Origin of the sequence: Amycolatopsis sp. NPDC051372, assembly GCF_040682095.1 — a bacterium.
Taxonomy (GTDB): Bacteria; Actinomycetota; Actinomycetes; order Mycobacteriales; family Pseudonocardiaceae; genus Amycolatopsis.
The window spans coordinates 222,687-243,232 of sequence record NZ_JBFBAF010000008.1; the positions used below are offsets into that span (position 1 = coordinate 222,687).

At 72.3% G+C, this 20,546-nt stretch carries 23 protein-coding genes and 1 pseudogene; 9 read left to right on the forward strand and 15 right to left on the reverse strand.

Annotated features, from left to right (window positions below):
• Positions 1 to 110 precede the first annotated feature (110 nt).
• Positions 111 to 1,307 (forward strand): helix-turn-helix domain-containing protein, encoded by a 1,197-nt coding sequence (locus tag AB0M56_RS15015; RefSeq protein WP_364175536.1) that lies wholly within the window; start codon positions 111 to 113, stop codon positions 1,305 to 1,307.
• Positions 1,308 to 1,449: 142 nt separating this feature from the next.
• Here the strand turns inward: AB0M56_RS15015 and AB0M56_RS15020 are convergent, their stop codons facing one another.
• Together AB0M56_RS15020 and AB0M56_RS15025 are read right to left on the reverse strand one after the other, a co-directional pair.
• Positions 1,450 to 2,208, reverse strand: a complete 759-nt coding sequence (locus AB0M56_RS15020) for an SDR family NAD(P)-dependent oxidoreductase (RefSeq protein ID WP_364175539.1) — start codon at positions 2,206 to 2,208, stop codon at positions 1,450 to 1,452.
• Positions 2,208 to 2,861, reverse strand: coding sequence for a VC0807 family protein (locus AB0M56_RS15025; RefSeq protein ID WP_364175542.1), 654 nt, complete (start codon positions 2,859 to 2,861; stop codon positions 2,208 to 2,210). Before AB0M56_RS15025 ends, AB0M56_RS15020 begins: the two co-directional genes overlap by 1 nt.
• Before the next feature lie 116 nt (positions 2,862 to 2,977).
• On the opposite strand from AB0M56_RS15025, the gene AB0M56_RS15030 reads away from it, so the two are divergent.
• Together AB0M56_RS15030 and AB0M56_RS15035 are read left to right on the forward strand one after the other, a co-directional pair.
• Positions 2,978 to 3,946 carry a DMT family transporter gene (locus AB0M56_RS15030; RefSeq protein WP_364175545.1) on the forward strand — a complete coding sequence of 323 codons (969 nt, stop codon included), beginning with the start codon at positions 2,978 to 2,980 and terminating at the stop codon, positions 3,944 to 3,946.
• A gap of 10 nt (positions 3,947 to 3,956) precedes the next feature.
• Positions 3,957 to 6,407, forward strand: coding sequence for a WS/DGAT domain-containing protein (locus AB0M56_RS15035; RefSeq protein WP_364175548.1), 2,451 nt, complete (start codon positions 3,957 to 3,959; stop codon positions 6,405 to 6,407).
• A 4-nt stretch (positions 6,408 to 6,411) separates the two neighbouring features.
• Here AB0M56_RS15035 and AB0M56_RS15040 read toward each other — a convergent pair whose 3' ends face one another.
• From AB0M56_RS15040 to AB0M56_RS15055, 4 genes are all read right to left on the reverse strand, one after another.
• A complete protein-coding gene (locus AB0M56_RS15040) occupies positions 6,412 to 7,176 on the reverse strand; it encodes a DUF427 domain-containing protein (protein WP_364175550.1) in 765 nt (254 codons plus the stop codon).
• A gap of 170 nt (positions 7,177 to 7,346) precedes the next feature.
• A complete protein-coding gene (gene msrA, locus AB0M56_RS15045) occupies positions 7,347 to 7,853 on the reverse strand; it encodes a peptide-methionine (S)-S-oxide reductase MsrA (protein WP_364175553.1) in 507 nt (168 codons plus the stop codon).
• A 9-nt stretch (positions 7,854 to 7,862) separates the two neighbouring features.
• Positions 7,863 to 8,330 (reverse strand): peptide-methionine (R)-S-oxide reductase MsrB, encoded by a 468-nt coding sequence (gene msrB, locus AB0M56_RS15050; protein ID WP_364175556.1) that lies wholly within the window; start codon positions 8,328 to 8,330, stop codon positions 7,863 to 7,865.
• A gap of 91 nt (positions 8,331 to 8,421) precedes the next feature.
• A complete protein-coding gene (locus tag AB0M56_RS15055; RefSeq protein ID WP_364175559.1) occupies positions 8,422 to 9,348 on the reverse strand; it encodes a LysR family transcriptional regulator in 927 nt (308 codons plus the stop codon).
• 109 nt (positions 9,349 to 9,457) lie between these two features.
• Here AB0M56_RS15055 and AB0M56_RS15060 point away from each other — a divergent pair, with 109 nt between their 5' ends.
• On the forward strand, positions 9,458 to 10,828 hold the full coding sequence (locus AB0M56_RS15060; protein WP_364175561.1) for an MFS transporter: 1,371 nt from the start codon (positions 9,458 to 9,460) through the stop codon (positions 10,826 to 10,828).
• On the opposite strand, the pseudogene AB0M56_RS15065 reads toward AB0M56_RS15060, so the two are convergent.
• The 6 genes and pseudogenes from AB0M56_RS15065 to AB0M56_RS15090 all read right to left on the reverse strand — a co-directional run.
• Positions 10,759 to 11,097: pseudogene (locus AB0M56_RS15065) on the reverse strand (ATP-binding protein); the annotation flags it as partial. The gene AB0M56_RS15060 and the pseudogene AB0M56_RS15065 sit on opposite strands and share 70 nt — an antisense overlap.
• The gene (locus tag AB0M56_RS15070; RefSeq protein ID WP_364175564.1) at positions 11,094 to 12,671 is read right to left on the reverse strand and encodes a GAF domain-containing SpoIIE family protein phosphatase; all 1,578 of its coding nucleotides are present in this window, start codon (positions 12,669 to 12,671) and stop codon (positions 11,094 to 11,096) included. The gene AB0M56_RS15070 and the pseudogene AB0M56_RS15065, both read right to left, overlap by 4 nt.
• Complete coding sequence (locus AB0M56_RS15075; RefSeq protein ID WP_364175567.1) at positions 12,668 to 13,048, reverse strand: STAS domain-containing protein; 381 nt, start codon at positions 13,046 to 13,048, stop codon at positions 12,668 to 12,670. The genes AB0M56_RS15070 and AB0M56_RS15075 overlap by 4 nt, the downstream gene beginning before the upstream one ends.
• Positions 13,049 to 13,149: 101 nt before the next feature.
• Complete coding sequence (locus AB0M56_RS15080; RefSeq protein ID WP_364175570.1) at positions 13,150 to 13,611, reverse strand: hypothetical protein; 462 nt, start codon at positions 13,609 to 13,611, stop codon at positions 13,150 to 13,152.
• A 221-nt stretch (positions 13,612 to 13,832) separates the two neighbouring features.
• Positions 13,833 to 14,015, reverse strand: a complete 183-nt coding sequence (locus AB0M56_RS15085) for a CsbD family protein (RefSeq protein WP_364175572.1) — start codon at positions 14,013 to 14,015, stop codon at positions 13,833 to 13,835.
• 91 nt (positions 14,016 to 14,106) lie between these two features.
• Positions 14,107 to 14,262: a hypothetical protein gene (locus AB0M56_RS15090; RefSeq protein WP_326834498.1), complete on the reverse strand. Its 156-nt coding sequence runs from the start codon at positions 14,260 to 14,262 to the stop codon at positions 14,107 to 14,109.
• A gap of 309 nt (positions 14,263 to 14,571) precedes the next feature.
• Here AB0M56_RS15090 and AB0M56_RS15095 point away from each other — a divergent pair, with 309 nt between their 5' ends.
• Complete coding sequence (locus AB0M56_RS15095; RefSeq protein WP_364175575.1) at positions 14,572 to 15,933, forward strand: PLP-dependent aminotransferase family protein; 1,362 nt, start codon at positions 14,572 to 14,574, stop codon at positions 15,931 to 15,933.
• A 4-nt stretch (positions 15,934 to 15,937) separates the two neighbouring features.
• Here the strand turns inward: AB0M56_RS15095 and AB0M56_RS15100 are convergent, their stop codons facing one another.
• The gene (locus AB0M56_RS15100) at positions 15,938 to 16,225 is read right to left on the reverse strand and encodes a putative quinol monooxygenase (protein ID WP_364175578.1); all 288 of its coding nucleotides are present in this window, start codon (positions 16,223 to 16,225) and stop codon (positions 15,938 to 15,940) included.
• A 162-nt stretch (positions 16,226 to 16,387) separates the two neighbouring features.
• Between AB0M56_RS15100 and AB0M56_RS15105 the strand changes: the two genes are divergently transcribed.
• A complete protein-coding gene (locus tag AB0M56_RS15105) occupies positions 16,388 to 16,960 on the forward strand; it encodes a response regulator transcription factor (protein WP_364175581.1) in 573 nt (190 codons plus the stop codon).
• A complete protein-coding gene (locus AB0M56_RS15110) occupies positions 16,957 to 17,952 on the forward strand; it encodes an NAD-dependent epimerase/dehydratase family protein (protein ID WP_364175583.1) in 996 nt (331 codons plus the stop codon). Before AB0M56_RS15105 ends, AB0M56_RS15110 begins: the two co-directional genes overlap by 4 nt.
• Before the next feature lie 412 nt (positions 17,953 to 18,364).
• Here AB0M56_RS15110 and AB0M56_RS15115 read toward each other — a convergent pair whose 3' ends face one another.
• Positions 18,365 to 18,739 (reverse strand): hypothetical protein, encoded by a 375-nt coding sequence (locus AB0M56_RS15115; protein ID WP_364175586.1) that lies wholly within the window; start codon positions 18,737 to 18,739, stop codon positions 18,365 to 18,367.
• A gap of 383 nt (positions 18,740 to 19,122) precedes the next feature.
• Between AB0M56_RS15115 and AB0M56_RS15120 the strand changes: the two genes are divergently transcribed.
• Positions 19,123 to 19,476, forward strand: coding sequence for a hypothetical protein (locus AB0M56_RS15120; RefSeq protein WP_364175588.1), 354 nt, complete (start codon positions 19,123 to 19,125; stop codon positions 19,474 to 19,476).
• A gap of 143 nt (positions 19,477 to 19,619) precedes the next feature.
• Here the strand turns inward: AB0M56_RS15120 and AB0M56_RS15125 are convergent, their stop codons facing one another.
• Positions 19,620 to 20,162 carry a DUF2071 domain-containing protein gene (locus AB0M56_RS15125; RefSeq protein WP_364175591.1) on the reverse strand — a complete coding sequence of 181 codons (543 nt, stop codon included), beginning with the start codon at positions 20,160 to 20,162 and terminating at the stop codon, positions 19,620 to 19,622.
• 186 nt (positions 20,163 to 20,348) lie between these two features.
• Here AB0M56_RS15125 and rpmG point away from each other — a divergent pair, with 186 nt between their 5' ends.
• Positions 20,349 to 20,513: a 50S ribosomal protein L33 gene (gene rpmG, locus AB0M56_RS15130; protein ID WP_220239238.1), complete on the forward strand. Its 165-nt coding sequence runs from the start codon at positions 20,349 to 20,351 to the stop codon at positions 20,511 to 20,513.
• The last annotated feature ends 33 nt before the right edge of the window (positions 20,514 to 20,546 follow it).

Consider the following 20,546-nt stretch of genomic DNA (forward strand, 5'->3'; position numbering starts at 1 on the left):
AAGAAGAATTTTGCTGGCTTCGACTTGGCACGAGCGGACAAAGTGGGGTGAGGATAAGGCGGACCGAACCCATAGACCTGCTACCTGCTACGGAAGGACGAGCTGCGCTCATGGGATCAGACCAGGTGACCCGTCTGGGTGAGCTGGAGACCGTCGTGACCAGGCGACTCCCGGCCATTCTGAACGAGGTTCGTGATCAGCTCGTCGAGCAGCACCCCGACTACGCTGCGTTCCTCACCGAAGAGCTGGCGGAGATCGTGACGGCCAGCGCCGGGTTCGTGCGCCGGCTCATCAACCTCGCCGAACAGCCGGACGAGAACCTGCCCGAGCTCGGCTCGGGCGTCGAGCAAGTGGTGTTCGAGGAGATCGGGCGGACGCAGTACCGCCAGGGCCGGCGCGTGACGAGCCTGCTCTCGGCCTATCGCGTGGGTGCGCGGGTCGCGTGGCGCCACGTGTCGGAAGCCGCGCTGGACCTCGAGGTGCCGGCGGAGCTGTTCGCCTCGCTCGCCACCACGGTGTTCGCGCTGGTGGACCAGCTGTCGGAGTCCTCGCTCAAGGGCTACCTGCAGGAGCAGTCCGATGCCGTGCGCATGCGCGAGCGGCTGCGCGACGAGCTGACCGAGCTGCTGCTGTCCGATCGCGCCGACGGGGCGGCGGTGCAGGCCGCCGCGCTGCGGGCGGAGTGGCGGCTGCCGCGTTCGGCGACGGTGGTGCTGGTGGAGGACGAGAACCAGCTGGGCCGCGACCTCGTGGCGCGGCTCGACGACACCTGCCTGCGGCTGCGCCGGCCGGGCCAGCTCGTGACGATCGTGCCGGACCCGGGTGGCCCGGGCCGGCGCGCGTGGCTGGCCCGGGCGCTGCGTGGCGGTGGCGCGGTGGTCGGGGCGACCGTGCCCGTCGACCGGCTCCCGGCGAGCCTGCGGATCGCGGAGGTGACCGCCCGGCTGCGCCGCGACCGCCTGCTGTCCGACGACCCGGTTTTCGCCGACGAGCACCTCGACGCGATCATCGTGCACCGCGACGACCGGCTGCTGGAGGTGCTGCGCAAGCGGTCGCTGGCGCCGCTGGACGACCTCAACGACTCCTCGCGCGAGCGCCTGCAGACCACGCTGCGCTCGTGGCTGCTGCACCTCGGCGACCGCAAGGCCGTGGCCGAGGACCTGCACATCCACCCGCAGACGGTGTCCTACCGCCTCGGCCGCCTGCACGAGCTGTTCGGGCCCGCGCTCGACGACCCGGAGGCCAGGGCGACGTTGCTGCTGGCCCTGGCCTGGGGTCCGCCCGGGGGACAGCCGACATCGGAGTGACTCAGGGAATAACCCCGAGGACAGAGTTGGTTAGCAGGGCTAAGTTGTTCACGGACGGCGAAGACGAGGCGAGACACAGGAGACGCTTGCAGGCATGACTTGGGGCGAGGGAGGTGCCGTGCGCGGTCCGCTGGGCGACCGGTCAGCTTTCGGCGCCGAACCGCGTCGCCAGCGCGCGGTACGCGCCGGGCAGCGCGCCACGCAGCGCGACCGGCACGCGCAGCCAGCGGGGCACGTAGTAGTCACCGGGCCGCTGCGTCGCGCGCACGACCGCAGCGGCCACGCGCTGCGCGGACACCGGCCGTGGCGTCGTGCGGGTGTAGGGCCGGCCGCGACGCTCGAAGAACGCGGTGCGCACCACGCCGGGCACGACCACGCCGACGTCCACGCCCGTGCCGTGCAGCTCGAAGCGGAGGCTGTCGGCGAACGCGTCGAGCCCGGACTTGGTCGCCGCGTACACGGCTTCGCCCGCGACGCCGGTGCGCCCGGCGATCGACGTCACGAAGACGATCCGGCCGCGGCCCCGCGCCAGCATGCCGGGCAGCAGCGCGCGGGTGAGCTCGAGCGGCGCGGTCAGGTTCACGGTGACCAGCCGGGAGAGGAGCTCGGAGGAGAGCTCGGGCAGGGGACCGGCCCAGCCGAGGCCCGCGTTGTTCACGAGCGTGTCGACGCGGCCGGTGACGGCCAGCGCGCGTTCGGCCAGTTTGCCCGCGGCTTCGGGGTCCGCGAGATCGGCTTCGAGCGCGGTGCCGCCGGTTTCCGCGGCGAGCGCGGCCAGGCGCTCGCGGTCGCGTCCGTGCAGCAGAACGTGGGTTCCCGCGGCGGCGAGCAGGCGCGCGGTGGCCTCGCCGATTCCCGAGGAAGCGCCGGTGACCAGCGCTGTGCCGCGGGGAGCGGGCATCAGACGGCGGTGAGCGCGGGCTTGTGCGAGGCCATCCGCAGCACGATGCCCTCCGAGCGCAGCGAGCGCCGGAACCACAGCAGCGAGCCGACGATCGCCAGCGCGACCAGGCTGTATGAGCCCGCAGTGCTGACCATGAGGAAGTTGCCGACCGTCGCTTTCGCGAGCATCACCAGCGTCACGGAACCGTTCACGGCGAACACCAGCGCCCACAGCACCGACACGCGCTGGAAGAAGCGCCGCATGCCGGGGTGGCCCGACAGCGTGTCCGGGAACGAGCAGAAGTCACCGGCCAGCCGCGCGAGCAGCGGTTTGTTGAACGGCGCGGAGACGAGGAACAGGCTGGCGATAACGAAGTTCTGTAGGGTCGGCTGCAGGAAATACAGGAAGGCGCTGCCGGTGGCCAGGCCCAACGCGGTCCGGGCGATCAGCAGCACGGACGTGAGCCACAGGACCGCGGGGACGGGCTTGCGCATCACCAGGCGCGTCACGATGACGACGACCGACCAGCACAGCGCGGCGATGACCCCGCTGTCGAAGCTGACCAGAGTCAGGAGGAGGTAGAAGAGGCCGGCTGGTACGAGAGTGGACTCCAGCAGATGCCGACCCCCGCCCACGACCAAGTTGCGGAACGACGGGAGGTCGATCGTCATGTGGTGTCGCATGCGGTTCAAGTACCTCCGGTGCGGGGTGACCATCCCCCCAACGGCCCACGAATTTTTCAACAGCATAGGCACGGCGGATGGGAATGGTGTGAGGTGAGTATTCCATGAGTGTCACGGGGGTGTCGCTTTTCGTGGCCGTCCCTGCCGCGGTGCTGGGCGCGGCGTGCATGGGAATCGCCAGCGCCGCCCAGGCAAAGGCGGCCAAAGAGGTCGAGCCGGCGAACCCGCTCGATCTCACGTTGTTCAGGCGCCTCGTCGGTCGACCATTGTGGCTCATCGGCATCGTGGCGACCGTACTGGGGCTCGTGCTGCAGCTCGTCGCGCTCGCGTTCGGGCCGTTGCTGCTGGTCCAGCCGTTGCTCATCACGTCGCTGATCTTCGCTGGGTTCGTCTTCGCGCGGCTCGAGCGACGAGGTCCCGACCGGGTGATGAGCGCCGGCTCGGCGCTGTGCGTTGTCGGGCTCGCGGTGTTCCTCGTGATCGCCCGCCCCAGCGGCAACGGCGACGTGCTCGTCACGGGCGCCAAGCTGCTCCCGCTCGGCATCGCGCTGGCCGTGGTGACGATCGCGGGCCTCGCGCTCGCCGCGCTCACCCACTCCGGCTCCGGGCGCGTGCTGGGCCTCGCTGTGGCCACGGGCGTGCTCTACGGCCTGACCGCCGGCCTGATGAAGGTCGTCGCCGGGCAGTTCCGCCAGGGCCTGGACGAACCGTTCAAGCACTGGACGCTCTACATCGTCTGCGTGGTCGGCCCGCTCGGGTTCCTGCTCAGCCAGAACACCTTCCAGCAGGGCCGCTATCTCACGCCGGCGCTGGCTGTCATCACGGCCCTCGACCCGCTCGTGGGGGTCGCGATCGGGCTGTCCTGGATGGGGGAGAGCGCCAACGGCACGCCGTGGGGGCTCGCGGGCGAGGCGTTCGCCGGTGCGGTGATCGTGGTCGGCATCGCGATGCTCTCGACGCGCGCGGCTCACCTGGACGTGGCCGCGATCGAGGAAGAACACGAACACGCCGAGGCCGAGCACGCCGGGTCGGACCCCGACGACGGGTACGGTCTGGCCGGATCCACCTGTTAGGAAACAGCTGGTGACCGCCGCTCGCGGCACCTCTGGCGAAGGGGGCGCGTTGGAGCGCGTGCTGATCGTCTCGGCGAACATGGGGGAAGGGCACAACGCCACCGGACGGGCGCTGGAGGGCGCCGTGCGGGAGCGCTGGCCCGCGGCCGAGGTGAAGTGGCTCGACGCCCTCGACCAGCTGGGGCCGGGTTTCGGAGGCCTGTTCCGCCGCATCTACGTCGCCAACGTCGAGACCACCCCGTGGCTGTACGAGTTCTTCTACGACGCCATCTGGCGCCTCGCCTGGTTCGCGGCGGCGTCGAAGCGCTTCACCGCGTCCTGGTGCGGGCGGCGCCTCGCGAAACCGGTGGCGGACTTCGCGCCGGACCTCGTGTTGTCCACCTATCCGATGGGCACGGCCGGGCTGGCGTGGCTGCGCCGGCGCGGGAAGCTGGAGGCGCCGATCGGTGCGTGGGTGTCGGACTTCGCGCCGCACCCGTTCTGGGTCTACGGCTCGGCCGACCTCACGATGGTGATGCACGAAGTCGCCGTGGGCCTGGCGCGCCGTTGCGCGCCCTCGGCCGCGGTCGGGGTGTCGGCGCCGCCGGTGCGCGCCGAGTTCCGGCCCGGCGACCGTGCAGGCGCGCGTCAGTGGCTGGGCTTGCGGCCGGACGCGTTCGTGGCGTTGGTTTCGTGCGGCTCGCTCGGGTTCGGCGACGTCGAGGGCACGGTGCGTGAGCTGCTCGCCGCCGGGCCCGAGGTGGTGCCCGTGGCGATCTGCGGCCGCAACGAGGCTTTGCGGCACCGGCTCGAACGGCTCGACGAGCCGCGCCTGCGGGTCGTGGGCTGGACCGACCGGATGGCCGACTACACGATCGCCTCCGACGTCGTGGTGACGAACGCCGGTGGCGCGACCGGGCTGGAAGCCCTGGCGTGCGGGCGGCCCGTGCTCATGCACCGGCCCATCGCCGCGCACGGCAAGGCCAACGCCCGGCTGATGGCCGGGGCCGGTCTCGCGCTCGTGACCGAGAAGGACGGTGAGCTCACCGGCTCCGTCCGCACGCTGCTCGCCGAACCGGAGCGGCTCAAGGCGATGGCGGAGGCGGCCACGCGCCACTGCGATTCGGCCACTTCGCTCACGGCGGCGCTCGAGTCGCTCGTCGACTCGCCGCTCAACCCGGCGCCGCAGCGGCTGCGGCCCGAAGACGCGTTGTTCCTCCACGTCGCGACGCCGCAGGTGCCGCAGCAGGTCGGCGCGGTGCTGATGCTCGACCCGAAGGCCGACGGTTCCCGCCCCACGCACGCGGACGCCGTCCACCTGCTCTCGGCGACGCCCGGCTTGCGCGCGCGGCTCTTGCCGGGCGGTGGCCTGTGGCGGGCGAAGTGGCAGGAGGACCCGGCGCGCACGGCCGACGGCATCCTCGGCGACGTCGAGCTGCCGGCGGGCAGCGAGCTCGAGTCCTCGCTCACCGCGCAGATGGACGACTTCTTCTCCGAGCCGGTCTCCCCGGAACACCCGGTGCGCGCGCGGCTCGTGACGGGCATCGAGGGCGAGCAGGGCGCGTTGCTCATCGCCCTGCACCACGCGGCGAGCGACGGCATCGCGGTGATCGGCGCCCTCGTCGGGCAGGCTCGCGGCAAACCGCCGCTGGACCCGCCGCCGGCGCTGATGCGCCGCAGCCGGCTGCGCGGGGCGGCCGACCGTGTCTCGGCCGCGGCGCGGAAACGGCCTGGGCGCAGGAAGGAAGCCGAGGAGCTGGCCCGCGGCATCTGGGCGCTCGCGCGGGCGGGCACCGCGCCGCGCGTGCGGGGGGTGACCGAGATCTCGGGCCCGCGGCGGCATTACGCGCGAGCGCACCTGTCGGCGCCGCAGGTGCGGGCGGCCGCACGCAAGGTCGGCGTGCCGACCACGGACTTCGTGCTCGCGCTCGTCGCGGAAGCCGTGCACCAGGAACTGGGCGCGGCCGCGCCGGAGCGGGTGCGGGTGCTGATCCCGATGTCCATTCGCGACACCGGCACGTTCCGCCAGCTGGGGAACCACACAGGGGCCGCGAGCGTCGACCTGCCGACCGGTGCGATGTCGCTGGCCGAACGCGTGCGCGCGACGCGGGAGCTGCTGGCCGAGCAGGTGACCCGGGGCGCGCCCCGGGCGGGCAACGCCGTGGTGCGCGTGATCGGGATCCTGCCGCCGTGGCTGCACCGGCGCGTGGCACGGTTGGTCTACCGCGGCACCTGGTTCAGCATGATCGCCTCGGTGCTGCCGGGCGCGCGTTCGCCGGTGGTGCTCAACGGTTCCCTCGTGCGCACCGTGTACCCCGTGCTGTCGCTGGCGCCGGACGTGCCGGTGGCGGTGGGTGTGATGACGTGGGCCGACCGGTTCACCGTGTGTGTGACGGTGCCCGCCGGCCACGCCGCGCGAGGCGACCGGATGGCGGGCACCGTGACCTCGGCGTTCGCCCGGTTGCAGTCCGAAGTGGACTGACCCGTCAGGAGAAGTGCGTGGTCGGCCGGGGGATCTCCTGGCCGTCGACGAAGAGGTCGACCTTCTCGTTGTAGAAGCAGATCAGGTTGGAGATCGCGCTGAGCGAGCGCGTGGGGAAGTCGTAGGACCAGGCCAGGTCCTGGTGCACGACGTCGCCGACGCGCACGGACCAGTAGCCGGTGGTGGTGCCCTTGTACGGGCACTCGGTGACGGTGGCGGTGGGCACGAGGTGGGAGAAGTCCACCTCGGTGCGGTTGAGGTAGTATCGCGTCGGCAGGCCGGTTTCGAACAGCAGCACCGGAGACGACGACTCGGCGAGCGTCCGGCCTTCCAGCGCGACGCGCACGTGCCGGGTGGAACGCAGGGCGTCGACGCGCGCGTACGGGTTGCGCGGGTGGACGAACACCTGCTCGTCCTCCTCGAACCACGCGTCGAGGGCCGCCCACTCGAACCGGACGTGGTCCGCGAGCCCGGAGGTGGCGTCCTCACCGTAGAGGCGCGCGGCCGCGGTCTTGACCTCGTCGCCCGCCTTGAGGGTCTGGCGGCGCGCGGTGCCGCGCTTGAGGTGCTGCGGGTGGTTCTCGTCCACGAGCACGCCGGGCGTCACGTCGGCGGCCGGGATGTAGTACTGCGGGTAGTACGGCCACTCCCACACGTACAGCGCGCGGGTGGTGTCGAGTACCGTCTCACCGCCGAGCACGGCGCGGATCCGCCGGGGCACGGGCTCGACGTGGTCGATCGGGGTGATCGCGTCCGGGTAGTCGCGCATCGGGATCTCCTCGGTTCGGCCGGGCCGGTTTCCGGTGTGACAGCTCCGGCTGCGCTGGAACTGGGGCGTTGAAAAAGGAGCGCTGAAAAAGAGGCGCCGAAACCCGGGCGCTGGAAAAAAGGCGCCGAAAAGCGCGCGGCGCGCGGACGTGGGTCCGCGCGCCGTCGTGATCAGGCCGTCGCCCGCTTGGGCAGCTTCCACCCGGGGCGGGGGAAGTGGCAGGTGTAGCCGTTCGGGTACTTCTGGAGGTAGTCCTGGTGCTCGGGCTCGGCCTCCCAGAAGTCACCGGCCGGGGTGACCTCGGTGACGACCTTGCCGGGCCAGAGGCCGGAGGCCTCGACGTCGGCGATGGTGTCTTCGGAGACCTTCTTCTGCTCGTCGTTCGTGTAGTAGATCGCCGAGCGGTAGCTCATGCCGATGTCGTTGCCCTGGCGGTTCTTCGTCGTGGGGTCGTGGACCTGGAAGAAGAACTCGAGCAGGTTGCGGAAGTCCGTCTGGGAGGGGTCGTAGAGGACCTCGATGGCCTCGGCGTGGGTGCCGTGGTTGCGGTAGGTGGCGTTGGGTGTGTCGCCGCCGCTGTAGCCGACGCGCGTGGACACGACGCCGGGCTGGTGGCGGAACAGCTCCTCCATGCCCCAGAAGCACCCGCCGGCGAGGATCGCCTTTTCGGTCGTCACGTCGTCTCCTTACTTGTCGGTGTTGTCGGTGAAGAGGGCACGGAAGTCTCCATACCCCTCTTTGTCCAGGTCGTCGAGGTGGATGAACTTCAACGACGCGGAGTTGATGCAGTAGCGCAGGCCGCCCTTGTCGAGCGGGCCGTCGTCGAAGACGTGGCCGAGGTGGCTGTCACCGTGCAGCGAACGGACCTCCGCCCGGATCATGCCGTGGCTGAAGTCGTTGCGCTCGACGACGTTCGTCGTCTTCTGGATCGGCTTGGTGAAGCTCGGCCAGCCGGAGTGGCTGTCGTACTTGTCGACCGACGCGAACAGCGGCTCGCCGGACACGACGTCGACGTAGATGCCGGGCTCGTGGTTGTCCCAGTAGGCGTTCGCGAACGCCCGCTCGGTCCCGTCCTGCTGGGTCACGCGGTACTGCTCCGGGGTCAGCCGGGACACGGCTTCCGGGTTCTTGTTGTACTGGGTCTGCTGGGACACAGCTCTCCCTTCGCGGCCTCTCGGCTCGGGCTGGGGAACCAGGTGAAACGCACCTGAACGTACAGTTATACAGACACCGTACGGGCACTTTCTATTCCCTCGGACGGCCGCTTGCGCCCCCGTCCGACTTCTGTAAGAAATCGGTCTCCACCAGCAGATCGAGCAGGGTCCGCAGCGCCCGGCCGGGGGCCTTTTCACCGTGGCTCACGACCGAGAGCGGCCACGTGAGCCCGGCGTCGTCCAGCGGCACCACGGCCGTGCCGGGAGCGGTCAGCGGCACGAGGTCCGGGACCACGGCGACGCCCAGCCCCGCGGCGACGTACAGGGGCATCACCCGGAGGTCGGCGACCTCCACGGGAACCCGGCGCCCGACGCCGAGGGACTCGCAGGCCCGGTCGATGGCGATGCGGTTGCCGAAGCCGCGGGGCGCGTCCACGAACCGCTCGCCGGCCAGGTCCCGCAACGAGATCGACGGCCGGCCGGCGAGCGGGTGCGCGGCCGGGAGCACGGCGAGGTAGGGGACCGTGACGATCGTGCGCACGGTCAGGCCCGGCAGCTCGCTCTCGGGCAGGCCGAGCAGCGCGAGGTCGAGCCGGCCGTGGCGGACGTCCTCGGCCAGGCCGGTCGAGCCCGTCACCGACACCGTGAGGTGCAGGTCGACCAGCGGGTGCCGGTCGTGGAACGTGCCGAGCAGCGCGGGCAGGTCGAGGGCGCCGACGCTGGTGAGCGTGCCCACCCGCAGGCTCCCGCGCAGGCCGGCCGAGGCCTCCTGCACCACCTCGCGGGCGCGCTCCACGGCGTCGAGCGCCGCCTTCGCCTCCGGCAGGAACAACGCGCCCGAGGCCGAGAGCGCGACCCTGCGCGTCGAGCGGTCGAACAACGTCGTGCCCAGCTCCGTCTCCAGCGTGCGGATCGTGGCCGACACCGTGGACTGGACGGCGAACAACCGCTGAGCCGCGCGCGTGAAGCTGAGCTCCTCGGCCACGGCCACGAAGTACTCGAGCTGGCGGGTCTCCACGGCATGAATTATCGCATCGAGCGATAACTGTTGCCAAGACTTTTCGTTGGACGGAATGAGTCGCCGAGGGGATGGTTGAAGGCACAAGGATCTTCCGGGGAAGGCAGCCATGCTCCACACCGTTTCGCCCGTCACAGCCCGCACAATCCGCCCGCGGCTCACTCACGACTGGGGCTTCCGCGTGATCGCCCTCGCGTTCGCCGCGTCGCTCGCGTTCTCCACCGTGCCGACGCCGCTGTACTCGATTTACCAGCGCCAGGACGGGTTCCCGACGTTCGTGGTCACCCTCGTCTTCGTCGCCTACGCCGTGGGCGTGATGGCGAGCCTCTACCTCGCCGGCCACGTGAGCGACTGGCTCGGCCGGCGCCGCGTGATCGTCGCCGCCACACTCGCCGAAGCGCTGGCGGCCGCGTTGTTCCTGTCGTCGCCGGAGGCGCCGGTGCTCCTGCTGGCCCGGCTGGTCAGCGGCGCCGGCATCGGCGCGCTCACCGCCACTGCCACCGCGCACCTGTCGGAGCTGCGCGCGGTCGCGCGGCCCGGTGAGCACGCCGGCCGCGCCGGGCTGATCGCGAGCGTGGTGAACCTCGGCGGGCTCGGCCTCGGCCCGCTCGTCGGCGGGTTCTTCGCGAAGTACGCGACGAGCCCGCTCACCACACCGTTCGCGGTGTTCCTGGTGGTGCTGCTCGTGGCCGCGATCGCCGTGGCGCTGGTGCCCGAGACCGTCGAGCCGTGGGACGAGCCGCCCGCGTACCGGCCGCAGCGGCTGACGCTCCCGGCCGACGCGAAGCCGACGTTCTTCGGCGCGGCCATCGCGGTGTTCGCCTCGTTCGCGATCACGGGACTGTTCGCGGCCCTGGCGCCGACGCTGCTCGCCCAGGGTCTGCACCAAAGCGGCCATCTGCTCGCCGGGATCGCGGCGGCGTCACTGCTGGTCGCCGCCGCGTTCGGGCAGATCGTCTTCGCGCGACTCACGGTCGCGCGCCAGCTGCGGCTCGGCTTCACGCTGATGGCCGTGGGACTCGTGGTGCTGCCGGTCGCCGCGCTGCTGCCTTCGTTGTGGCTGTTCTTCGCCGGCAGCCTGCTGGCCGGCACGGGCATGGGGCTCGGATTCCGCGCGTCGGTGACCACTGTGGCCACGCTGACCGGTCCGCGCTCGCGCGGGCAGGTGCTGGCGGCGCTGTTCCTCGCGGCTTACGCGGGCCTCGTCGTGCCGGTGCTCGCCGTCGGGCTGGCGCTGGTGTGGGTGTCGAGCCCGATGGCGCTGCTGGGGTTTTCCGCGGCCGAGCTCCTGCTGCTCGTCTGGTCGGCGAACCGCATCCTGCGGCCCGCTACCCGGGCCGGTTCGAGCCGCCAGTTGAGCGTCACCGTGGTGCCGTCCGGGCGCTGCACGCATTCGCTTTCGTGCGCCAGTCCCTGCATCAACGGCAGGCCGCGGCCGCGCAGGCCGTTGGTCGGGCGGGGCGGCAGCCAGCGGCCGTAGTCGGTGACGATCACGGTGACGGTTCCGCCCACGCAGGTCGCGAGGACGTCGAGGACGCCGGTTTCCCGGCCCTCGTAGGCGTGTTCGGCGGAGTTGGCCATGGCCTCGTAGCTCGCCATCACCACGTCCTCCTGCTGCGTGGTGCTCATGCCGAGGCCCGCGACCCAGCCGGCGAGGCCGCGGCGCAGGCCGCTCAGCGGCTCCGGCGCGGCGGTGACGCGGCGGCGGAACTCCGGCGTCAGGCGATCTTCGGTCGCGCGCCCCGTCACGCCGCACCTCCGTCGCGGCGGCGCACGTGGATCAGGGCGATGTCGTCGTCGTGGCTGCCGCCGGTGAGTTCGTGGATCAGGCGGTCCCGCGCGGTTTCCGCGTCGGAGCCCTCGAGCAGGCCATCGCGCAGGCCACCGAGCGCGTCGAGCAGCCCGGCGATGCCGGCGGTGAGGTCGCGGATGCGGCTCTCGACCAGACCGTCGGTGTAGAGCACGAGGTCGGTGCCGGGCGGGAAAGCCACCTGCTCCTGCGGGAACTCCGCGCCGACGCCGAGCGGCTGGGCGAGCGCCTCGCCGATCTGCTGGGGCGTGCCGTCGGCGTGGACGAGCACGGCGGGCAGGTGCCCGGCGTTCGCGTACGTCAGCGAGTGGTCTGCGGGGTCGTGCACGGCGTAGAAACAGGTCACGAAACTCGGCTCGGCGAACCGGCCGGTGAGCTGTGAGACGTTGCGCAGGACCTCCGACGGCGGCAGCTCCAGTAGCGCGTATGAGCGGATCGCGGTGCGGACCTGGCCCATCACGGTGGCGGCGGTGACGCCGTGGCCGACGACGTCGCCGATCACGAACGCGGTGGCGCCCGAGCCAAGGCGGAGCACGTCGAACCAGTCGCCGCCGACCTTGCTGCCGGTGGCGGCCGGCGGGTAGCGCGTGACGAGGTCGAGGCCCGGGATCCGCGGCGCGGCGGGCACCATGCTCCGCGAGAGCTCGGCGGCGAGGGTCCGCTCGCGTTCGAAGAGGCGGGCGTTGTCCAACGCGATGGCGGCGTAGCCCGCGATGCCTTCGGCGAGGTACTCGTGGCGCTCGGTGAACCGGCCGGTTTCGGGGTGGCCGAAGAAGAACCCGCCGAGCACGTCGCCGCTGGTGGGGCTGACGACCGACACGGCGAGATAGCTGCGCACGGGCAGGTGCCCTTCGGGCATGCCGTGGTAGGGCGCGTTGTGGCCGAACCGCGGGTCGGCCGTGATGTCCGCGCTGCGGACGGTGAGGGTGCCGTCGAACGTCGGGCCGAACACGGCGGTGTTGCGGGGCACGGGGAAGCGGGAGAACGCTTCGCGCGGCACGCCGGAGAGGGTGTAGAGCGTGTACGACTCGCCGAACTGGTCGACGAGGTTGTAGAAGAACGCGCCGACGGCCGCGCCCGTCGCCCCGGTGGCGGCGTCGGTCGCTTCCTGGACCACGACGTCGAGGTCGAGCTGGGCGGTGAGCCGGCGGCCGATCGAGTGCAGCGCGTCGACGACGCCGGCCTCGGCGCGCAGCCGCCTGACGGTGCCGGTGAGCTCGGCCGTCGCGGCGTCGACCCCGGCCGCGGTCGGTGCGAGGCGGGCGCCCTCGGGAGCGTCGGTGTGCAGCAGCACGGTGGCGTCCTCGTCGGTGACGACCACGGCGCCCGTCACGCGTTGAGCCGGGACGAGCTGGGCCACGGTCGCGGCGTCGGGGACCACGATCCGGCCGCGGCCCCGGTAGTCCGCGGCGTCGAGCCGGCGGATCCGCACGGCCACGGGCCGACCCTCGGCGTCGACGAACGCCTTGCGCACGGCCGCGGCCACGGGCCCGAGGCCGTCGGCGGTGGTCATGCGCCCGCCAGCGCGGCGGGCACGGACGGGAACACGGCGAGCTCGTCGGTCAGGCGGGTCAACTCCAGCGGCCGCAGTGTGAGCCGGCTGCTCGCGACCACGCGCACGTCGGCGGGTTCGGCCTGCCGGTGGGCCCACACGAGCACCGCCATCCCCGCCGACGCCAGGAAGTCGACGGCGCTGAGGTCGATCACGAGCACCGGCGCCCCCGTGCGCGCGGCGCGGTCCACGAGGCGGCGCAGCTTGGGGGCGAGCGCGAGGTCGAGAGCGCCGCTCACGGCCGGCACCGTGGCGCCGTCGTCCTCACTGAGCGCGACGGCGCCGCCCGTGGTTTCCACCCGGCCCGCGTCGTCGGAGGGGGCACCGGACTCAGCCATGCGCAGATAATGCCAAGCCGCGTCCGTCTCGCCCGGCTGTACCCCGTTCGGTGCAGTGCGGGGCAATCTCGGGGCCGGCGACCGGTTCGGTGACCGAATGATCAGGCGTCGTTCAGCGCCCGGGCGAAGGCGGTGTGCACGCGCAGGTACTGGCGAAGCGGAAGGGCGTCGCCGGGCGCGGGGGAGGCCAGCCGGCGGGTGGCCCACGTGTTCCAGGTGAGGTGCGCTTGGGCAATCGACAGCCGCGCGGCCGCGGCGACCTCGGCGGGGCCTTCGCCGGCGAGAACGGCTTCGTGCATGAGACGCGGGCTGCTGCGCCGGATCCAGTCCTGCAGCGAAGCCATGGCCGCGAGGCGGTGGAGCTGAGAGCCGGATCCCCCGGTGTCGGTGTTCGTGTCCGGGGCAGTTGTGTGCACGCCGGTGAGGTCCGGCGCGGTGGCGCCCGGTGCGCCGGCGTCCAGTGCGGGCGCGGCCGGAGCCGGTGCCGCACGCGGGAATTCGGAGCGTCCGGCGAGTTTCGCGGGCGCCTTTTCGGTGATCTCGGGGGTGAGTGAGGTCGTCATGGCGATTCTCCCTGGTCGGGCGGTCAGCCACACCGCGATCGTGGCCGCGCCGGTCGGGACGGGCGGCGTCCCACGGCTACCCTCTCACCCTTCGGTTCAATCCTCGGTTTTGTGAGACCGTGATCTCACTCGTTCGGGGGCGATTTCCCTTGGGGCGCCTCACCTTCCGGGACGCGCGAGCGCCGCCGGGCGGGACCCGGCGGCGCTCGTTCACCCGCGTGTCAGCCCTTGTTCTTCAGCCCGTCGACCGCGTCCTTGACCTTCTCGCCGGCCTGCTTGAGCGCACCCTTGGTCTGGTCCGCCTTGCCCTCGGTCTGCCACTGCTCGTTTCCGGTGGCGTTTCCGAGCGCTTCTTTGGCGCGGCCCTTCAATTCATCGGCCTTGTTCTGCATTTTGTCGTTCACGACCGCTCCTTTCGCGAAGCCGGGTGGCTACCCGTTTTCCGGCGGTTCAAACAAGTGGCCCGGTAACAAAGTGGCCCGGTGACCCAGTGGCTCAGTACCAGTGCGCGCGGCCGCCGACCTTGCGGCCGGTTCCGCCCAGGATGGCCAGGACCGCACCGATGACCAGCAGGACGATGCCGATCGTCCACAGGATCGAGATGCCGGTGATGAAACCGACGACGAGCAGGATGACTCCGAGCACGATCATGGATTCTCCAGCTGTTCGTTTGGGGACCGATGGTTCCGGAGTACCCGGCCGGGCGATCTCGCAAACACTCTCGGGTCCGGTCCGGTGTGGACGTACCAGTGGTCTGATCCGGTGGCCGAATCGGTGGAACCGGTTCCGGAGAGTTCATTCGGTCACCGAAGGAATATGCGCACAGGTGGGCGAAGCTGCGGTTTTGTACCGCCTTTGCCAGGGCCGACCAGGATGTGAAACCGCTTTGCGGCGGGGTGCAAGCGGCCTAGCTTTTGAGCCCGACAGATCGATTTCTCACCGAATGAGGGGAGCCGGTGCGTGGCCTCGGGCGAACTCGCGACGACGGCGCCGGTCGGGCTCGGCTGGCTCGCCGTGCGGATCGGCGAACGCACGGCGCGCGGCATCGCGGGCGCGGTGTCGGGCCTCATCCGCGACGGTGAGGTACTGCCCGGCACGCGGCTGCCGACCGTGCGCGCGCTCGCGGCCGAGCTGTCGGTGAGTCCCACGACGATCGCGGAGGCGTGGGCGCAGCTGCGCGCGGCCGGGCTGATCGGCACCGGCCGCAGGCGTGGCACGACAGTGCTGGCCCCGCCCGCCGGGCTCCCGCCCGCGCAGATGTTCCCGGGCTGGCAGTCGGTGGACCTGGAGCACGGCTCACCCGATCCCGCGCTGCTGCCGCCGCTGGAGGACGCGGTGGCCGCCGGGGTGCGGGCGGAGCGGCCGGCGGCGAAGGAACCGATTAGCTCCCGGCTGCGGGCCGCGGTGAAGCCGGAGTGGCCGTTCGCGGCGGAAGCTTGGACGGTCGCCGCCGGTGGTCAGGAAGGCGTGGCGTTGGCGTGCCGGGCGGTGGCCCGGCCCGGCGACGTGGTCGCGGTCGAGGAACCCACCGCGCCGTGGCTGCTGCGGCACCTGCGCGCGGCGCGCATCCACGTGGTTCCGGTGCGCTGCGACGAAACCGGCCCGCGCGCCGACGCGCTCGAAGCCGCGCTGGCGCACCGGCCCGTCGCCTTCGTCTACCAGCCGCGCGCGCAGAACCCGCTGGGCCACACCGTGTCCGCCGCTCGCGTCGCCGAGCTCGCCGCCGTGCTCGCGCGTACCGACGCGGCCGTGATCGAGGCCGACGACTTCGGCCCGCTCGCCGCCTCGGCGGGGGCGAGCCTGGGCACGCACCTGCCCGGGCAGGTGCTGCTGGTGCGGTCGTATTGCACGGCCTTCGGCACCGAGCTGCGCAGCTGCGTGCTCGGCGGCTCGGCCGCGCTCGTGGAGCGAGTGCGCGCACACCGGGCGTTCGGCACCGCGTGGTCCAGCCGGGTGCTGCAGGACGCGCAGGCGTTCCTGCTCACCGACACCGCCACGGACGCGCTGGTCCACCGCGCGCGCCGGCGCTACGCGGGTCGCCGGGCGGTGCTCGCCGAGGCCCTGCGCGACCACGGCCTCGACGTGGCCGTGGGCGACGGGCTCACGCTGTGGGTGCCGGTGCCCGAGGAAACCCGCACTTTGGTCACGCTGGCCGCGCACGGTGTTTCCGTCGGCGCGGGCAGCCGGTGTTTCACCGGCCGCTCCGGCGCGCCGCACATCCGCGTCGCCGTGGGCCAGCTGCCCGACGACCCGGCCCCGGTCGCCGACCTGGCCGGGATGATCGCGCGGGCAGCCGGCGTCCGGTCCCGCCGCAGCGCCTGACCCGTCAGACGGCCTCGAAGTGCTCCACCCGAGGCGGCGCGGCGAGGTAGGGCCCGAGCAACGCGCCGTACGCCGCGTAGCGGTCGGTGCCCCGGAAGTGCTCCAGGTGGTGCTGCTTCGACTCCCACTCGACGACGCCGACGAAGCGGTCCGGGCTCTCTTCACTGCGCATCATCCGCGCACTGCGGCAGCCGGGCGTGGTCGCGAGCAGCTCGTGGGCTTTCGCGTACGCGGCGGCGAATTCGTCGCCGGCGCCCGGTTTCACGTCGACGATCGCGATTTCGGTGATCACCCCTGTCGTTCTACTCCGGACTCGCGATCACCGGTACTGCCGGCTCGGTGATCGCCTGAGGGACTAGTACCTCCGCCGCTTCCGGCGCGCGGGCCGGGTGGCGCGCATGATCCGTCCCCACCTGTCCGGCGGGCCCGCCGCTGGACGATCTCGCTCGCCGTCGTGCTCGTGCTGGTGCTCGCCGGCGGGTACGCCCTGCTGCGGGTGGCCGACGCGCGCACGTTCCAGTTCTTCGGCGGCCTCACCGACCAGGTCGAGACCTTGCTGCGGCGGCTGCGGGTGCGCGCGCCCGGCCCGCGCGTGGTGATGCTGACGACGATCGGGCGGGCGAGCGACATTCGCCGCGCCCTGGCCGAGGGCGCGGACGGGTTCGTGCTCAAGGACTCCACGGGCGAAGAGCTGGCCGCCGCCGTCCGCGCGGCGCACGCGGGGATGACCGCCGTCAGCGCGGCCGTCGCCGCGGAGCTCGGGGTGCCGGCCGAACCGTTCACCCCGCGCGAACGCGACGTGCTGGCGTTGCTCGGCCGCGGACTGTCCAATCGGGACATCGCCGCCGAGCTCGGCCTGGCGGAACGCACGGTCAAGGTCCACGCGGGCAACTGCTCGCGAAGCTTCAGGTGGGCAGCCGCACGCAGGCGGCGCCGGCGGCGGAGCGGGTGCTGGGCTGAGGCGTGCGTTCGCCCTCCGCGAGACCGGTGGTGGCGCCGCGGCGGGCGCGCCAGGGTGAGGGCATGAGACTTCTCGTGCTGGGTGGGACGGTGTTCGTCGGACGGGCCGTCGCGGCGGAGGCGCTGCGACGGGGTCACGAGGTCGTGTGCGCGGCGCGCGGCGAGTCGGGGACAGTGCCCGACGGTGCGCGGCTGATCAAGGTGGACCGGGACGATCCGGACGGATTGGCTTCGCTACCCGATTTCGACGCCGTGGTGGACGTGGCGCCGATGTCGTTCCCGTGGGTGCAGCGGGCGCTGGCGGCGCTCGCGGACCGCGTGGCGCACTGGACGTTCGTCTCGACGATCAACGTCTACGCCGACGAGGCGACGCCCGGCCAGACCCCGGCGACCGGCCCACTGGTGGACTCGCTGCCGCGCCACGCGACCCGCGACGACCTGACCGCGGAAGGCGGCACCGGGCTGTACGGCGGCATCAAGGTGGCCGGCGAGAACGCCGTGCGCGCCGCGCTGGAGGAGCGCGCCTTCGTGGTGCGGCCCGGCCTGATCACCGGCCCCGGCGACGGCAGCGACCGCTTCGGCTACTGGCCCGGCCGCTTCGCCCGCGGCGGGCGCGTGCTCGTGCCCGCCTCCGACCGGCTCGCGCAGTACATCGACGTGCGCGACCTCGCGGCCTGGATCGTCACCGCGTTCGAGACGGGAATGGGCGGCACCTTCGACGGGATCGGGCCCGCGGTCGACCTGGACAAGCTGCTCGCGGACATCGCCGCGGCCGTCGGAACCGACGTCGAGTTCGTGCCCGCCACGGATACCCAGCTGGAAACCGCCGGCGTCGCCCCGTGGTCCGGTCCACGTTCCCTGCCGCTGTGGCTCCCACCCACCTACGCCGGCCTCGCCTCCCACGACCCGGCCCCGTCGCTGGCGGCGGGCCTGGACGTCCGTCCCCTCGCCGACGCCGTCGCGGGCGCCCTGGCGCGCGAACACGAGCTGGGCCTGGACCGCGACCGGCGCTCGGGCCTGTCGGCAGCCGAGGAGGCGGAGGTGCTGGCGGGGTTGTGATCAGGTGAGATCTGGGGGAGGGGCGTGGCTGCTGGGGGAGCTGGGTCGGTTCGCGGGCAGCCGCTTCACCGCCGGGACGCGCCGGCGAGCAGGGGTTGGCTTTCGCGAGTCACTCCGCCGACGGTCACGGGGACCGGGTCGGTTCGTCACGAACCGGTCCACGGGCGGGGCAGGCGATGGGTGAACTCGCGGCAAGCCACTTCGCAGGCCGGCGGGAGTCGGTGTACCAGGCCGGTTCGCGGCGAAGCCGCTTGCCGCCGGGCACGCGGCAGGGGGCTGGGGTCGGTTCGGGCGGGCCGTCTCACCAGTTCTCGGGCGTCGGTGCCTGGCGAGGTCACGTCAAACGACCGCGCGGGCCAGAAGGCGCAGCAAACCCGGAGCCGCGCCTGTCGTCAGTAGCTGGTGAGGCGGGTCAGCTTGCGGCGAGCCACTTCGCCGTGCCCGGGCGGACCGGGACCCAGCAGCCGCCCGACACAGCGGGGGTGGTTTCGTCGGGGAGGGCGAGGAGATCGGCCAGCACGCGGGTGGCGGGGCCGCTGGTGCGCCAGAGCCAGGTGCTCGGCGTGAAAACGTTTTCCTCGTCCGCCGGCATGCGGGTGGCGGTGGCGTCGTCCTCGGCGTCGAGGCGGAAGACGTCCACGACGTCGCCGTGGACGCGGACGCCGACGACCGCGAGGACGGCGCCGGTGGCGTCGCTCGGGTGCACGAACTGGTAGCCGCGGGCGATGAGGGCGCGCAGGCCGGATTCGACGTCGCAGGGTGGCCGGGCCGCTCGGTGGTTCATCATCCCCGCTTTCCGTTGCCAGCTCGGGCATCCGCACGTGCATCTGCGCGCTAGTGCGGACGTTAGCACGACCTCCCCCAGCGTAGGACAGACACACTTCTCTTTTCGGTCCCGTCTGCGCGCTTATGTAGAAGATCGGGCACCGCGCGAAAAGGGTCGTTCGTACCACGGCTTGGTGGTCGACCGGGCAATGGCGACACGGGCGTGACGAATCTCGCTCACCATGTCAAGTGACGTTCACGAGGCGGACGCCACCACGGCCGGGTGGTGATCCTGTTGGCCATGTGGCAACCGGCGCTAGCATCGACTACCCCGCGAAGCACGGGGGACGGACCGCCGAGGCGAGCGGTCACGGTGCCGGTGTCCGCGCACCTCTGGGGTCGGTGATGGGACTGTTCGCGATGGTGATCGCCGGTCTGCCCTTGGCAGGCGGGCCGTTCGCCGCGGCGCTGCTGGTGCTGCGCCGCCGCCCCGCCCTGCGCACAGCGCGCGCCGTCCGCACGCAGGCGCGGCTCGCAGAGGAGCTGCGCGCGGTCGCCGAGGTTCTGCCGCGCGTACGGCCCGCGCCCGACCAGCACGCCCTGCCGAAACGAGCGACCGTCGAACCCGTGCCGATCGTCAGCGAGTGCCAGCCGTGCCGCGCGGCCGCTGTACCCCAGCCTCGGCGGCCCCTGGCCCCCATCGAACCCGACCCCGTACCCGCACCCGCGACACAAGCCTGCGCCGCCTGCACCCACTGACGCACTCACGCCCCGAACGGCGCCCCGAACCGCGCCGGCACCCCCGGCGAATACAGCACGCTCACCGGCTCGCCCGCCACCGCGACCCCGCCCAGCCCCACCAGGTCGTCGCGCAGCTCCAGCAGCGACGCGCGGTGCAGCGGTCACTCGGAGTGGTCGTTGGGCACGTACAACGTCCGCCCGTGCCACGTCACGTGCAGCCCCCACCGCGCGGTCAGGAACGTCTCCAGCTCCGACGCCCGCTCGATCCGCGCGCCGGCCCGCACCACCAGCCGGCTCGAACCCCGCCCGGACCGGCGCCGGCATTCGTAGGCGAGCACGTCGCCGTCGCGGCGCAGGCTCATCGACGACCACCGGTACGGCAGCGAGAACGCGAGCCGCCCAGCCAGCGCGGGCACGAGCCGGGCGGCGTCGAGCGAGCGGAACACCACGCCCCGGCGCCCGGCCGCGTCCACGGAGTACAGCCGGACGTTCGTCTCGCAGAAGCTCCCGAAGTACGGCACCGCGGGCCCGCCCAGCGGCCGCACCCGATCCATCCGGAACGGCACGAGCCCGACGTAGGTGACGCCGTCGGCCGTGTCGGGCCGCGTGCCCTCGGGCAACAGCGGTGCGACGGTCGCCGGGTCCACCGGCCAGTGCGCGAACACGAGGTCGCGCCACCACTGCGCGAGCACGCCGCGCGTCACCCGCCGGGCGACGTGACGGTGATCGGCTCCACGAACTCCACCGTACGCGTCCGAAGTGGACGGTCGCCCGGCGGCGTGACCCCGGCCACTGCCCGCCGGGACTTTTCCGTGCCCTCCCACTGTTACACCTGCTGCGGAAGCCGGAGGAACCCGGCGACCGCCACGAGCAGGAAGGGGTGAGAACCGATGGCGAAGAGCGTATTGCGCCCGGTGATCAAGCTGCGTTCCACCGCCGGCACGGGTTACACGTATGTGGTGACCAAGAACCGCCGCAACGACCCGGACCGGATGGTCCTGCGCAAGTACGACCCGGTCGTCCGCGAGCACGTGGACTTCCGCGAAGAGCGCTGACACCGAGCAAGACACAGGGGCTGAGGGTGGTCA

Coding starts and splice junctions, on each gene's coding strand:
- AB0M56_RS15015 (WP_364175536.1), top strand. CDS start 111: ATGGGATCAGACCAGGTGACCCGTCTGGGTGAGCTGGAGACCGTCGTG.
- AB0M56_RS15020 (WP_364175539.1), bottom strand. CDS start 2,208: ATGCCCGCTCCCCGCGGCACAGCGCTGGTCACCGGCGCTTCCTCGGGA.
- AB0M56_RS15025 (WP_364175542.1), bottom strand. CDS start 2,861: ATGACGATCGACCTCCCGTCGTTCCGCAACTTGGTCGTGGGCGGGGGT.
- AB0M56_RS15030 (WP_364175545.1), top strand. CDS start 2,978: ATGAGTGTCACGGGGGTGTCGCTTTTCGTGGCCGTCCCTGCCGCGGTG.
- AB0M56_RS15040 (WP_364175550.1), bottom strand. CDS start 7,176: ATGCGCGACTACCCGGACGCGATCACCCCGATCGACCACGTCGAGCCC.
- AB0M56_RS15060 (WP_364175561.1), top strand. CDS start 9,458: ATGCTCCACACCGTTTCGCCCGTCACAGCCCGCACAATCCGCCCGCGG.
- AB0M56_RS15070 (WP_364175564.1), bottom strand. CDS start 12,671: ATGACCACCGCCGACGGCCTCGGGCCCGTGGCCGCGGCCGTGCGCAAG.
- AB0M56_RS15075 (WP_364175567.1), bottom strand. CDS start 13,048: ATGGCTGAGTCCGGTGCCCCCTCCGACGACGCGGGCCGGGTGGAAACC.
- AB0M56_RS15080 (WP_364175570.1), bottom strand. CDS start 13,611: ATGACGACCTCACTCACCCCCGAGATCACCGAAAAGGCGCCCGCGAAA.
- AB0M56_RS15090 (WP_326834498.1), bottom strand. CDS start 14,262: ATGATCGTGCTCGGAGTCATCCTGCTCGTCGTCGGTTTCATCACCGGC.
- AB0M56_RS15110 (WP_364175583.1), top strand. CDS start 16,957: ATGAGACTTCTCGTGCTGGGTGGGACGGTGTTCGTCGGACGGGCCGTC.
- AB0M56_RS15115 (WP_364175586.1), bottom strand. CDS start 18,739: ATGATGAACCACCGAGCGGCCCGGCCACCCTGCGACGTCGAATCCGGC.
- AB0M56_RS15120 (WP_364175588.1), top strand. CDS start 19,123: ATGGGACTGTTCGCGATGGTGATCGCCGGTCTGCCCTTGGCAGGCGGG.
- rpmG (WP_220239238.1), top strand. CDS start 20,349: ATGGCGAAGAGCGTATTGCGCCCGGTGATCAAGCTGCGTTCCACCGCC.